Genomic DNA, 13,419 nt, shown 5'->3' on the forward strand with positions numbered 1-13,419 from the left:
GTCACGCCCCCGGTTTTCCGGGGGTGGACAGCCTTCTGATCAAGTTACCGAGGTGGGCCGGGCTGGTGCCGGCCGCACCACCCATGTGATCGGACAAATCGGCCCGAAGACACCACCAAAGGGGGTGGGTCACCGCCGGGTTGAGTCACGATCACGGGATGGGTACGGCCAACACCTACTCTGCCAGCCGGTCCCAGACCAGCCACTACCAAGACTCACAGCCGTCGGGTAGCGCGGAGGGAGTTGCCGACAACTGAAAGCGAGGTGCCGCACGCCCGATACACTGCTGAACAGCACAGGCCGTGGCCCACGAAAGAAAACGAGCGAGCGATGCAGTTCACCTTGGCACAGATCACCGGCTTCATCGCGGTGGCCGAAAACCTTCACTTCGGACGCGCCGCTGAAGAGCTGAATATGACCCAGCCACCGTTGAGCCGGCAGATCCAGAAGCTGGAGAAATCGATCGGTGTCCACCTCTTCGAACGCAACAATCGCACCGTCACACTTACGCCGGCAGGTGAGGCCTTCCTCGCTGAGGCATACGGTCTGCTCGCCTCCGTCGAGCGTGCCCCGCGGCGAGCACAGAAGATCGCCGAGGGCTCCTGGGGTCAGATCACCATCGGGTGCACTGCGGTCTCGACGTTCGGCGTCCTCGGCAGTCTGGTCTCGACCCTGGCAGAACAGCTGCCGGGCATAAGCGTCGAGATCGCCGAGATGGTTACGGCAGAACAGATCAAGGCCTTGTCTGAGGGCAAGATCGACATCGGCCTGGGGCGAGTGGGCCGCATTCCCGAAACCATCGACGCGACCCTGGTCCTGTCTGAGCAGCTCGTACTGGCAGTCCCTTCGGACCATGCGTTCGCCGCACGTGACTCTGTGGACACAAAGGAGATCTCCGGTCAGCGACTGCTCATGCACGATGCCACGAGGGCTCGATACTTCTACGATCTCACCGTTCGCTACATCGATGTCGAAGCCAATGAGGTGGCTCATTCGCTGAGCCAGATCCTGACCATCGTCAATCTCGTCGCTGCTGGTCGCGGCATCGCCGTCGTCTCGGAATCAGCTGCTCGCCTCGGCGTCGACGGTGTCACATATGTGCCGCTCCACGACGCTCCACGCGATGTCGTCGAACTTCATGCGATCTGGAATCCGGAGTCCCGCAACCCGGCACTCAAGGAAGTCCTCGCATTGATTCGCAGAGAATGAAGATAATACCTTCTGGGCATCAATGCATATATAAATAATCTTGGACAGGAATTATTCCTCGTTCTTACAGTGGGATCACTATCCCGACTAACAAGGACGTCATTCCGTGGCCAATTACCAACCTCAAGAACTCGCCGACCATCTCAAGGACGGACTCCTCTCCTTCCCCGCGACAGCATTCAACGCAGACCTGTCCCTCGACGCCGACGCCTATTCCGACCACATCGCCTGGCAGTCGAGCTTCGACGTCGCAGGACTCTTCGCCGCTGGCGGAACCGGCGAGGGATTCAGCCTCACTCCCCCGGAAGCGAAACAGGTCGTGGGCTTGGCAGTTTCAAACTCACGTGCTGAAGTGCCGGTCCTTGCTTCGGCAGGGGGCGCCACTGCACACGCCGTGCAGAATGCGATCGACGCCGAGGAAGCCGGAGCAGAGGGCCTTCTGGCCCTTCCTCCCTACCTCACTGAATGCAGCCAAGACGGCCTCTTCGAGCACGTATCCGCCATCTGCAAAGCAACCAAGATCGGCGTCATCGTCTACAACCGGGCAAATGCGATCTACTCGCCCGAGACCGTTGAACGCCTCGCCGACACCCATGAGAATTTCATCGGCTTCAAGGACGCCCTCGGCAACATCGAGCAGCTGACGAAGGTCTACGCCCGCACCGGCGACCGCCTCTTCTACCTCGGCGGACTTCCGACCGCCGAAGTCTATGCACTGCCATTGCTGCAGCTCGGAATGAGCACCTACTCATCCGCCATGTTCAACTTCGCACCCGAATTCGCCCTCGACTTCTACGATGCGGTGCGCAAACAGGACCGCGCCGCCGTGACAGAGAAGCTCAACTCCTTCGTCCTGCCCTACTCGAAGATCCGCGAACGAGTGGCCGGCTACGGCGTCTCCATCGTCAAGGGCGGCCTCAAAGTCATCGGCCGCGACTGCGGGCCGGTCCGGCCACCCTTGCAGAACCTCACCGAGGCAGACCTGCAGGATCTCGAACAAGTTATGTCCGCTGCCGGCATCCGACTCGACCGCACCGCGTCCGCGGTCGCCTGAACGTTCAGTCCGCCACGAATCCGCGGCTGAGACAGCCACACCCACAGATCGGCGCCGATCGGCTTGAGCCGGTCGGCGCCGACATCGCTATCAGGAATAGAGGTCACTTATGACGACGCAGTTCACTACCGCGACGACCGACTCGGACGTCGACACATCACTTTCCGGCACATCAATTGTGGCCGGCACGAAGACGCCAGGACAGGGGGAGACCAGCCGTGCAATCAATCCGGCGACAGGTGAGACCTTAGATCCCGAATACACGCTGCTCACCGAGGAGCAGGTATCCGCAGCCATCGCCGAGGCCCACGATGCGTTCCCTTCGTACCGCGGCACTTCGCCGGAGATCCGCGCAACCTTTCTCGAGAGAATCGCAGCCAATATCGAGTCTGACGCGCGGCGCATCGTCGACCGGGCCGTTCTGGAGACCGGACTTCCTGCGGGGCGCCTGAATGGCGAGATCACCAGAACCTCCAACCAGCTGCGCCTGTTCGCATCTGTCGTTCGGCTCGGTGACGCCCACGGCGTGCGCATTGATCCCGCGCTCCCGGACCGCGCACCGCTGCCGCGCCCCGATATTCGTCAGCGCAAGGTTCCTCTGGGCCCCGTCGCTGTCTTCGGCGCGAGCAACTTTCCCCTTGCTTTCTCAACCGCAGGCGGTGACACCGCTTCCGCACTTGCTGCCGGATGCCCGGTCATCGTCAAGGCCCATAATGCCCACCCCGGGACCAACGAACTGGTCGGTGCCGCCATCACTCGTGCCGTTCGCGACAGCGGGCTTCACCCGGGCGTCTTTTCACTCGTCTATGGGGCTGGCTCCGAGGTCGGGCAGCAGTTAGCCACGGACCGGCGGATCACGGCCGTAGGATTCACCGGTTCCAGGGCTGCCGGACTGGCATTGTCGGCCGCCACCGCGGCTCGACCCACACCGATCCCTGTCTATGCCGAGATGAGTTCAATCAATCCCGTGTTCGTCCTGCCAGGCGCCATTGCCGATGACGTCGCCGAGGTGGCCCAAGGCTTCTTCGGAGCAGTGACCGGTTCCTCCGGTCAGTTGTGCACCTCCCCTGGAATTCTCTTCGTTCCCAACGGCGACCGTGGAGATGCGCTGACGGCTCGCATTGCTGAGGAATTCAACGCGGCGAAGGGTCAAACGATGCTCACTCCCTCCATAGCCGCAGCCTGGCAGAGTGGAGTCGACCAGCTTTCAGCACAGCCGGGCGTCTCATCTCTGGCTCAGGGGGCGGATGGGGAGACGCTCAACGCGCCCGGGCCCCGCGTGTTCACGACCTCGATCCAGGACTTCGCGTCGAACAAGGAACTGCAGAATGAGATCTTCGGGTCCGCTGCCCTCGTCGTGCGCTATCACTCGACTGATGAGCTGGAGCATGTCGTAGCAGAGCTCGAAGGACAGCTGACTGCGACACTGCAGATGGGTGAACAGGACACCGAGGTGGCCGACGCGCTTGTGCGCGCGCTGGAACTCACCGTCGGACGGATCATCGTCAACGGTTGGCCGACAGGAGTCGATGTCGGCCATGCGATGATCCATGGTGGACCGTTTCCAGCGACGTCAGCTCCGCAGACCACCTCGGTGGGTGCAACTGCGATCGACAGGTTCCTCCGCCCGGTCGCCTACCAGAACGTCCCGCAGGCCATTCTTCATCCGGTCCTCCAGGACGCCAATCCTTGGGCGGTGGCCCGGGTGCTCGATGGTCGATACTCTGCAGCACAGCGTGGCGATGCCTCGGCCGCTACCGACGCAGCTGTCTCGGCGAAATCCTTCGCAGACGGCGTGCGCCACCGTCTCAATGAACTCGGATTCGACCTTCCCGAAGCCAATCCCGCCAGCTACAGCTACGAGACGGTGACCGTCGCCGGCCAGTTGGCCTTCGTGTCCGGGCAGATTGCCAAACAAGGCGGAGAAGTACCGGTCCAGGGAGTCGTCGGTGAGGATCTGAGCATAGAGGACGGAATTGCGGCAGCTCAGCTGTGCGTGGTGAATCTCATTGCCCAGCTGGAGACGAACCTCGGCCTCGACAATGTCGAGGGCATCGCCAAACTCAACGTCTATGTGGCCAGTCCGACAGACTTCAGTAAGCACCCCGTCGTCGCTGAAGGGGCCTCCAAACTCCTTGTCGATGCTCTGGGAGACGCAGGCCGTCATGCACGCACTGCTCTGGGAGTCCCGCGTCTCCCTGCGAACTCACCGGTTGAGATCGAAGCCGTCGTCAAGCTCAAGAGTCCAGGTGAACTCCGCCCCAGCTGATCAGCTGCCAAGCTGACAGCACAAACGCAGAGCGGTCCGGTCGATTCAACGACCGGACCGCTTTCAATTCCCTGCTGACCATAAGGTAACTGCATCTCACTCTTCTGCTGGTTTCAATCTACGCAACGGGGCGGACACTCCCTTGTGGGAATGTCCGCCCCGTTCAACCTGCAAGGAGTTGAGCGTCCTGCGTGAGACACATCGAAGTGGAGAGGTCCCGCCTCAGCGCTTGGAGAGAATATAGGTACGGTCCGACCCGATGAACCAGAGGTCCTCAGTGCCGATCGCCACATTGCCGTACCGCCACGGGATCTCCGCGGCGCCGAAGGAACCGACCTCCAAGACGTGCTTGTAGCCGGGACGCAACTCGTTGGCGAATGACTCCTGCTTGCCCATGAGGTGCCCGACATTGCGCTTCCGGTATTCCGTGTTGAAATCCACGTCTGCACCTAGCATGCCGATCTCGATCATCCTGTCGAGGTGGGGCGCCAAGTAGTCCAATGTCCCCTGATGGACATCCTCGCACACGACTCCGGGACGCAACTGGCCGATGATTCCCTCACGGACCACGTCGAAGAAGAACTCATAGGCCTCTTTGGCACTATCGGTACGCGGAAGCGACCGTGCCATATCGGAGGTCGCCACAGTGATCCCGTCAAAGGTGATCCGCACACCGGCGTCGAGTTGGATGCACTTCGTGTCATCGTTGATCGGGAAATCGACGGGAGGTCCGGGAAACAGCATTCTGTTCGAGGAGTGCAAGTTGGTGAAGTACGGTTCGATCGCAAAAGGAATCACGTTGTCCGTGCGAAATTCGACGATCTTGTCCACATAGCGCGCGTAGATGTCGAGCTCGGTGAACTCAAGCCCCGCCGCCAACGACTCCTCCGCCCATTTCAGAGCCTCTTCGATGGCGAAGACGCTGCACCTGGCAGCAACGATCTGGAACCCGAGGTCTTCGTGGTCACGAATATCGCGCCAGTGACCGAGAGCGGTCGACAACTCATTGAGGACGGCGCCTTCGGCTTCGAGTTCGAGTGCCAGACCGGTTGCGATCCACTCCTCCTCAACGCCGATCTGATTGCCATGAGCCAGTGCCACAGCTGCCGCACCAAGTCCGGCGAAGCGGCCGATCGGAGTGCCGGACACACCGTGCGCGGTCTCCGGGGCGAGAACGTAGAGTTTCTCGTCCTGCGTTGACCAAACCGCCAGTTGATCTTCGCTCTGCTGAGTTCCGACGACCTCGCTGAAGTTCGGCGGAGCGGCGATGATGACGGCGTCGAGACCGCGGTCCTTCGCCATCGACTGCAGCGCCGAATAGCGTGTGTCGGTCTGCGACTGGATCTCCTTGTCCAGTCCGTCAAGATGTTCGACGTCGTCGATGAGCCGCGTCGCAGTCTCCGCTCCGAGCTCACGCCAGCGAGAGAAGCGCTCAAGAACCGCTGCGGTGTCGATCTCATAGGCGACCACCGGAGTCGTCGGCTGCTTGTCGGCGACGACATCGAGGCTCTCCGACAACGTCGAGTAGTGCTTCATGACAACACCGGAGTCGAGACCGACCTGATCCCCTTCTGCGAGCTCCTCAACCAATGTCGAGAGTGATGCTGAGGCTGGTGTATCGGCAACAATTCGGGGATCGATCGTCACCCACGGCGCATAGAATCTCATCCGCTCCTTCGGTACCCCGGCGGACAGGGCGTTTCCCTGCTCCTGCTGGCGAACAAGCAGCACTTCACCGTCAGTCGTGTCGGCGATGATCGGTGCAACCAGAGGGCTCGAATCAAGGCGAATCGCAGAGAACAGAAGGCTCTTCTGGGCATCTAGTCCGAACGAATCTGCCAGACGCGTCTTGTCGGTTGTCAGTTTGATCATTGCGTTTCCAACTCCATATCTTCCTTGAGACGTGTTCGCCTCGTGCGGTGTGCCTTGGGCCGAAGGATCCCTGCCGGCCATCCCTGGCATGTGTTCGTCGGGCCGGAGGGGCGGACCGCTCAGCTGATTCCGGCGGTGACGCCGATGTGGGATTCGATCTCCGCCACGTAGCTGGCGAAGTTCTCTGAGAATTTGTGCTCTTTCGCGCGGGGACGTTCGATGTCCACCTTGACGTCAGCGACGATCCGTCCCGGACGATCACCGACAACGACGACTCGATCTGCCAGCCATACAGCTTCAGAGATGCTGTGGGTGACGAAGAGGACACTGCAGCCCGTGCGGCGCCAGATCCTCTGGATTTCGAAGTTCATCGAATCACGCGTCATCGCGTCGAGTGCGCCGAATGGCTCATCCATGAGGAGAATTTCCGGACGTGAAACCAACGCGCGGCAGATGGCGACGCGTTGCTGCATCCCACCGCTGAGCTCGTAGGAGTACCGGGTCGCTTTCTCTCCAAGTCCGACCATGTGCAGCAGCTCCATGGCGTGGTCCTTGGATTCCGATGTGACGGCGTCACGAAATTCCAAGGGCAGGAGGACATTGTCGAGATTATTCCGCCAGGGCAGGAGGACCGGGCTCTGGAACACCATTCCGATGTCCTTGAGTGCGGCGCTGATCTCACGTCCGCGGATGAGGATTTCGCCTTCAGAGGCTTCCTGCAGACCCGAGATCGTGTTGAGCAGAGTGGTCTTTCCGCTGCCGGACTGGCCGACGATCGAGACGAACTCCCCCGGGTTGACATGGAAGTCGAGTCCCTTGAGGACGACGTTCTCCTGCCCGTCTCGCGAGGTGTAGGTCTTGCCGACGTTGTTGACTGAGATCGCATAGTCAGTGGTCATGGTCGTACTCCATTCACTTTGTGGGTGCCGCAACGTCTTCGTCATGGCGAATCGGGTCGATGTAGTCGTTCGTATAGATGTCATCGACGGTGAGGTCGGTCGAATTCTCGAGACCGAGGAAGTCAGTGGCCACGCTCAGCATCTGCCCAACTCCATCGTCGGTCATCACACCGAACTGGTCGTCTGCCTTTCCGGTGGCCCAGTTCAACTCGCATTGCGACTTGAGCGCATAGGTCACGGTCTCCGGTTCGTACCCTTGAACTTCCTTCGTGAACTCCTCTGCAGTCTGATCCGGGTGGTCGCAGGCCCAGAGAAAGCCCTTCTGCATCGCGCGGTTGAAGCGCTCAATACGCTCGGGATCATTCTTCAGGGCCTCATCCGAGACCACGATGCCATTGCCGTAGAGGTCGATGCCGACGTCAGACCATTTGAGGATGTTCGCCTTCTCACCGAGCGCCATCAGCGCCGGCTCGTCGGAGACGTAGAGCGCGAGGTTCGCATCCCAGCGGTCGGCCAGCAGACCTGGAATCTTCGATTCGCCGGTGGCGTGGACGACGTTGACGTCATCCTGTTTAAGGCCACTGCGTTCGAGCGCGAGCGGCCACATAGCCGTCATGGCACCGGCACCCTCAGTCGCCACCGTCTTGCCCTTCATGTCCTCCCAGGTTTTGATACCCGAACTCTCGAGTGCGATAGTCGCGTACGCTGATCGGGCCTGAAGCAGATTCACCTGCTTAACGTGAGCTCCTTTGCCCTGGCTGAGGATGGTCGCGCCGAAATCGGCCCATCCGGCGTCGACTCTCCCGGTTTCGACGGAAGTCACGGTGTTCGTTGAGCCGGAACCCGGCATCAGCGAGACGTCGAATCCTTCCTCTTCAAAGAACCCCTCGGCCTCAGCTGCGAAGAACGGTGCGTGCTTCGGCAGATAGGCGACGTCGACCATGAGGTTGAAGTCATCGAGTCCGTCCTTTGGCGTGCATCCTGTCAGAGTGACGACAGACAGCAGGAGCGGCGCAACTAGCAGTTTCTTCAAGATGTGCATGGTTCCGCCTCTCACTTCGTGTAGTTCTTCCACGGCAGCAGCTTCTTCGAGATGAGGTCGATGATGAAGAAGAGAAGCAATGCGATCGCCGCAAGCACGATGAATGCTGCGAACATCGAGGGGAGGTCGACCTGAGAGTTCGCGAGAAGAATGACGTATCCGAGTCCCTTGGACCCGGCGATGAACTCACCGACCACGGCCCCGCCGACAGCCAGCGAGATCGAGATCTTAGCTCCCGTGAAGATCGAAGGAAGCGCATAGATGAAATCGATCTTCATCATCTTCTTCAGCTTCGAGGCACGGTTGATGCGTGCAAGGTCCTGCAGCTCGTGCGGCACAGAGTTGAGCCCGTCGAATGTGTTGATGACGAGCGGGAAGAATGCGATGGCCATTGCCACGAAAGCCTTCGACTCGAAGCCGAAGCCGAACCAGACGATGAACAGCGGCGCCAGAGCGACCTTCGGAATCGTGTCGATGGCGATGAGCGCCGGATAGAGGAAGGGACGAAGGAAGGAAGCGTAATAGAGGAGTGCTCCACACAGAACGCCCAATGCTGTGCCGAGCGCAAAGCCTGCGAGACCTTCCTGCAGGGTAGTGAGAGCGTTGACCGCGAAGTATCCCGGGTTCGTGAACAATTCTTCGAACGCCGAAATCGGACCGACAAGCAGATACTTCGGGAAGTCGAAGATGAAGACTGCTAGCTCCCAGATCGCGAACAATCCGACGAGCCCGACAACAGCTTTGATTCCCGCTGTGAATGACTCAGGTTTGAGCCTAGATGCAGTCGGCGGAGCTGCCGGCGCAGGGCCGGGCTCCACAGGTCGAACTGCATCGGTATCGATGCGTGGTGCTGTTGTCATCGGCGATCCCTCCATTGGGTTCTGGTCCATGAGCAGGTGTGCATTGCATTTGTGACGTGGAACAACTGTGATGCGTTCCAGTATTCGCGACTCAACGATGCCTGTCCAAGATTGTTTTCGCATGTTTCGATACCCTGAAGGAATTGCATCGATGAGTTTGTGCAGGCAGGAAAAACTCGAGAGTTGAATTGAGAAACGCCAGGATACTCGGACTTCCCAAGAACATCCTGGCGCACCATGGCAACGTCGCGCGCAACGCGGATCCCCGAACTACCTGACGGCGGCCCAGATACCTCGCGCGAGGTTGCTGAGCCGCCGTCAGGTAGTAATTGGAGAAACTAGGAGCGGGCGGTGGATAGGTCCTCGCGGAAGGCTCGGCCTGCGGCGCCCAAGTCGCCGCATGAGGTGATGAAGCGGAAGCCCTGTTCCCGACGCAACCGAGCCTCCTCGCCGTCGCCGCAGTGGATTCCCGGAACCACCCCGGCGGCATCGGCGGCCGTGCGGATCCGCACGAGCGCCTCGGCGTGGGCCTCGTTGTGCTGCCCCGGCAGCGCGCCGACAGCGAACGCGAGATCGGACGGACCGACGTACACCCCGTCGATTCCCGGCACGGCGCAGATGTCCTCGACCGCGGCCAGACCCTCCTCGTTCTCGATCATGACGAACAGCAGCGGCCGCTCATCCCGAGTGTCCTGCACGGCGCCGTGCATGATCTCGGCTGTCGGTCCCCACGAACGATCCCCGCCCCGCGAGGGATAGTCGAGCGCGGCCACCGCGGCCTGTGCTTCGTCGACCGAGGATACGAGCGGGACGATGATCGCCTCGACTCCGGCGTCGGCGAGCGCCCCGATCTCGGTGAATCGGTTCGCCGCGACCCGCGCCGTTACGAGTGCGTCGCCGCTGGCGCGCACAGCGTCGGACAGTCGCAGCACGTCGGTGGGCCGCACCAGCCCGTGCTGCAGGTCGAGGCAGACATAGTCGAATCCGGCCGCCGACCCGGCCTTCGCCAGCTCCGGACTCGTCGACATCATCCACAGTCCGTTGTAGATCTCCCCCGCGCGCAGGCGGGCCCGATGGTTCTCAATCGCAGCAGTCATGACTGCATCGAATCACGGAATCCCACCGCCCACCAGGGGTGCCCGATATCCGGATGAACCCCGCCGAGGCGGCCCACCCTCGCGTATAGATCATCGATCACTTCGCCGAGGCGGCCCTGAACGTCCGTACCAATGATCGACCCGTACGAAACGTCGCCCCGCCTCGGCGAGGGATTTCACTCGGTAGGGCTGTCCTCGAGGAGGGGCCCGATCACTCGGTGGCGGGAGATGACGAAGGGGGCGCTGTGTCCGACTTCGATGAGTTCGAGGTCGAGGCGGCGCGGCAGGAGCGAGCGCCCCTTGCCGAGGATCACCGGCGCGGTCCAGGTGATGATCTCGTCGAGGAGTCCCTCGTCGGCGAACTGTCCGGCGAGGTCGCCGCCGCCCATCACCCACAGGTCATGGTCGCCCGTGGCGGTGCACATTTCGAAGTAGTGGTCGGAGACCGAGCCCTTCGCGAACCGGATGTCGGGTGTCATCCCGTCCTTCCCGGCTTCGGGCAGGCCGAGCTTCCGGTGGGTCATCACCCACGCGGGAACCTCATAGGGCCACGGCCCGTCGAGATTGCGCAGCACCCATTCGTACGTCGTCGAGCCCATGACGATCGCTCCGACTCCGTCGATGAACCCGTCGTCCGGCGGTTCTTCGGTCTGGCGCAGCAGCCATTCGAGCGAGTCATTCGGGTCGGCGATGAACCCGTCGAGCGTGGTCGCGGTGTAGTAGACGGTACGTGCCACAGGCAGTCTCCTCCTTGATGCGTCTCCCTTTCATCCTATTGGTCCGATGCTCTCTCACAGCAGTTCGGCGTCGATTCCATCCGTTGACAGAACCGACGCCGATCGATGCGACGACATCCTGCCGCCCCTATATCTCCTGAGTCCGCAACGCCTCGGCGATGTACTCGGCCTGCCGGATCGCGAGCGCCACGATCGTGAGTGTCGGATTCGCGGCGGCGCCAGTGGTGAAGACCGATCCGTCGGAGATGAAGAGGTTCTTCACGTCGTGGGTGCGGCCCCATTTGTCGACGACGCCGTCTTCGGGACGTTCGCTCATCCGCGCGGTGCCGAGGTTGTGCGTCGACGGATAGGGCGGAGTGTGGTGGGAGGTCTGCGCTCCGACCGCCTCGTAGACTCTCTGACCTGCGGCGTAGGCGTGTTCGCGCATCGCCAGGTCATTGGCGTGATCGTCATAGTGGACGTTCGGCACGGGCAGACCGTTCGTATCCTTGACCGTCGTATTCAGCGTCACCCGGTTGCTCTCCTGCGGCATGTCCTCACCGACAATCCACATTCCCGCGGTGTTGAGATACCGGTCGAGCAGCGCCGCGAAGTCCGGTCCCCACCCGCCGGGCTCGACGAAGGAGGCCATGAATGCCGGGCCCAGCGAGATCGTCTCCATGTAGTAGCCGCCGGAGAACCCGCGGTCGGGATCATGGATCGACTCGTCGGCGATGACTCCGGCCATCGTCTCCCCGCGATACATCCGCACCGGCTTGTCGAAATGACCCCACACGGTGCCGGTCAGGTGGCGCATATAGTTCCGGCCCACATGACCCGACGAGTTCGCCAACCCATCGGGGAAGGACGGTGTGCCGGAGAGGAGGAGCAGCCTCGGCGTCTCGATCGAGTTGCCGGCCACGCACACGATCTTCGCGGCCTGGCGGTGGAGGTTGCCGTCCTTGTCGAGGTAGAGCACGGCATCGGCCCGGCCGTCGGCATTGTGGGTGATCTGCACGGCCTGGGACTCGGGTCGCAGATCGAGCAGCCCCGTGTCCGCGGCCCGCGGCAGCTCTCTGACCAGGGTCGACCATTTGGATTTGTTCTTATCGCCTTGGAAGTTGAAGCCGTCCTGGATGGAGGCAGGGCGACCGTCGTATTCTTCGGCGTTCGTGGCGTACGGACCGGTGGCGTAGAACTTGTAGCCGACCTCCTTCGCCCCTCCGGCGAAGACCTTGTAGTTGTTGTTCGCCGGCAGCGGCTTCCGGCCGTGGACGTGGGTCGAACCCATCGCCTTCTCGGCCCGGTCGTAGTACGGGGCCATCTCCTCAAGCGTGATCGGCCAGTCGAGGAGGTTGGCGCCGTCGATGCGGCCGTAGACGCTGCGGGCCTTGAACTCATGAGCCTTGAATCGCGGGGTCGCTCCCGACCAGTGGGTCGTCGTGCCGCCCACAGCTTTGACGATCCAGGCCGGCAGGTTCGGGAAATCGCGGGCGATCCGCCACGATCCGGTCGTCGTCCTGGGATCGAGCCAGGCCATCTGGTTGAAGGCTTCCCATTCGTTGTTGACGTAGTCCTCGTTGTGCAGATACGGCCCGGCTTCGAGCACGACGACGGGAATGCCCTTCGCGGTGAGCTCGTAGGCCAGGGTTCCCCCGCCGGCGCCGGAGCCGACGATGACGACGGCCTCTTCGTCCGGGTCGATGCTGAATCCGGTCACGCTGTGTCCAGCCTCGGCGCTGGCACCGCGTCCTATATTCTCAGCGGTCATCACTTCTTCACCTCACCCATCTCGACGCTCTGCGGCGCCGGCTGATTGGTCGAATCGTCACCGGCAGCGCTGCCGCTGCGGACACCCATAACCCCGTCGCCGAGCTCGGGCAGCGGCTCATCCTCGGGGTAGACGATCCGCGGTTCGGGCAGCCAGTCGAGATCATCGAAGCCGCGGTTGATGTAGCCGCCCTTGTCGAACGACGGCCCTTCGTAGCCGAGCGTCTCCCACACCTCGACATCGTCATAGAGGTTGAGCACGGCGGTGCGGCGGACGAAGCCGAAGAACTCGGTGGATTCGACCCGTCGCAGCACCTTGAGCGCGGAGTCATCATCGAGTCCGCAGAAATCACCGTCGGAGAGCTGATCCAACGACAGCAGCCCTTGGATGAGGGCCACCCGGAACCACGTCTCCTCATCGGCGGCGATGAGGATCTTCTCCGCGGTGCGCAAATACGGTCCGTCGGGGAAATCTGCGTGCGGGAATGCCACGCGCAGCACTCGGATGAGGGTCTGCTTCGCCTCGTCCGTCATCTCCATCGCATTCAGCGATGGGTATTTTGCAGGGAATGCCATCGGATGCTCCTTTGCTCCACTCGGCAGGCGGCATCGACGCACGCCCGCCACTGTC

The 13,419-nt window shown here is 61.7% G+C and carries 11 protein-coding genes; 3 read left to right on the top strand and 8 right to left on the bottom strand.

Translation table 11 applies throughout. The features are described from left to right. Window positions 1–330 precede the first annotated feature (330 nt). From HK108_RS07640 to HK108_RS07650, 3 genes are all read left to right on the top strand, one after another. Window positions 331–1,209 (top strand): LysR family transcriptional regulator, encoded by an 879-nt coding sequence (locus HK108_RS07640; RefSeq protein ID WP_181271049.1) that lies wholly within the window; start codon window positions 331–333, stop codon window positions 1,207–1,209. A 106-nt stretch (window positions 1,210–1,315) separates the two neighbouring features. Then, window positions 1,316–2,263 carry a 5-dehydro-4-deoxyglucarate dehydratase gene (gene kdgD / locus HK108_RS07645; RefSeq protein ID WP_181271050.1) on the top strand — a complete coding sequence of 316 codons (948 nt, stop codon included), beginning with the start codon at window positions 1,316–1,318 and terminating at the stop codon, window positions 2,261–2,263. Between the two features lie 109 nt (window positions 2,264–2,372). Then, window positions 2,373–4,532 (top strand): aldehyde dehydrogenase family protein, encoded by a 2,160-nt coding sequence (locus HK108_RS07650; protein ID WP_181271051.1) that lies wholly within the window; start codon window positions 2,373–2,375, stop codon window positions 4,530–4,532. A gap of 222 nt (window positions 4,533–4,754) precedes the next feature. On the opposite strand, the gene HK108_RS07655 is transcribed toward HK108_RS07650, so the two are convergent. The 8 genes from HK108_RS07655 to HK108_RS07690 form a co-directional block, all read right to left on the bottom strand. Continuing rightward, a complete protein-coding gene (locus HK108_RS07655) occupies window positions 4,755–6,404 on the bottom strand; it encodes a M24 family metallopeptidase (protein WP_181271052.1) in 1,650 nt (549 codons plus the stop codon). Window positions 6,405–6,523: 119 nt separating this feature from the next. Beyond that, entirely contained in the window at window positions 6,524–7,303 is a 780-nt protein-coding gene (locus tag HK108_RS07660; RefSeq protein WP_139467842.1) for an ABC transporter ATP-binding protein, read from the bottom strand. 13 nt (window positions 7,304–7,316) lie between these two features. Beyond that, entirely contained in the window at window positions 7,317–8,345 is a 1,029-nt protein-coding gene (locus HK108_RS07665; protein WP_181271053.1) for an ABC transporter substrate-binding protein, read from the bottom strand. An 11-nt stretch (window positions 8,346–8,356) separates the two neighbouring features. Further along, window positions 8,357–9,205 carry an ABC transporter permease gene (locus HK108_RS07670; RefSeq protein ID WP_181271054.1) on the bottom strand — a complete coding sequence of 283 codons (849 nt, stop codon included), beginning with the start codon at window positions 9,203–9,205 and terminating at the stop codon, window positions 8,357–8,359. Window positions 9,206–9,543: 338 nt separating this feature from the next. Further along, window positions 9,544–10,302, bottom strand: a complete 759-nt coding sequence (locus HK108_RS07675; protein ID WP_181271055.1) for an HpcH/HpaI aldolase family protein — start codon at window positions 10,300–10,302, stop codon at window positions 9,544–9,546. A gap of 176 nt (window positions 10,303–10,478) precedes the next feature. Beyond that, window positions 10,479–11,039, bottom strand: coding sequence for a dihydrofolate reductase family protein (locus HK108_RS07680; protein WP_181271056.1), 561 nt, complete (start codon window positions 11,037–11,039; stop codon window positions 10,479–10,481). A gap of 127 nt (window positions 11,040–11,166) precedes the next feature. Continuing rightward, window positions 11,167–12,789, bottom strand: a complete 1,623-nt coding sequence (locus tag HK108_RS07685) for a GMC family oxidoreductase (protein WP_181271057.1) — start codon at window positions 12,787–12,789, stop codon at window positions 11,167–11,169. Further along, window positions 12,789–13,364, bottom strand: a complete 576-nt coding sequence (locus tag HK108_RS07690; protein ID WP_181271058.1) for a hypothetical protein — start codon at window positions 13,362–13,364, stop codon at window positions 12,789–12,791. The genes HK108_RS07685 and HK108_RS07690 overlap by 1 nt, the downstream gene beginning before the upstream one ends. Window positions 13,365–13,419: the final 55 nt, after the last annotated feature.

The sequence above is a fragment of the Brevibacterium sediminis genome (assembly GCF_013623905.1).
Taxonomy (GTDB): domain Bacteria; phylum Actinomycetota; class Actinomycetes; order Actinomycetales; family Brevibacteriaceae; genus Brevibacterium; species Brevibacterium sediminis.

What these genes read in the sequence shown, in the direction of transcription:
- HK108_RS07640 (WP_181271049.1), top strand. Translation starts at nt 331, where the DNA reads ATGCAGTTCACCTTGGCACAGATCACCGGCTTCATCGCGGTGGCCGAA.
- HK108_RS07650 (WP_181271051.1), top strand. Translation starts at nt 2,373, where the DNA reads ATGACGACGCAGTTCACTACCGCGACGACCGACTCGGACGTCGACACA.
- HK108_RS07655 (WP_181271052.1), bottom strand. Translation starts at nt 6,404, where the DNA reads ATGATCAAACTGACAACCGACAAGACGCGTCTGGCAGATTCGTTCGGA.
- HK108_RS07660 (WP_139467842.1), bottom strand. Translation starts at nt 7,303, where the DNA reads ATGACCACTGACTATGCGATCTCAGTCAACAACGTCGGCAAGACCTAC.
- HK108_RS07665 (WP_181271053.1), bottom strand. Translation starts at nt 8,345, where the DNA reads ATGCACATCTTGAAGAAACTGCTAGTTGCGCCGCTCCTGCTGTCTGTC.
- HK108_RS07670 (WP_181271054.1), bottom strand. Translation starts at nt 9,205, where the DNA reads ATGACAACAGCACCACGCATCGATACCGATGCAGTTCGACCTGTGGAG.
- HK108_RS07675 (WP_181271055.1), bottom strand. Translation starts at nt 10,302, where the DNA reads ATGACTGCTGCGATTGAGAACCATCGGGCCCGCCTGCGCGCGGGGGAG.
- HK108_RS07685 (WP_181271057.1), bottom strand. Translation starts at nt 12,789, where the DNA reads ATGACCGCTGAGAATATAGGACGCGGTGCCAGCGCCGAGGCTGGACAC.
- HK108_RS07690 (WP_181271058.1), bottom strand. Translation starts at nt 13,364, where the DNA reads ATGGCATTCCCTGCAAAATACCCATCGCTGAATGCGATGGAGATGACG.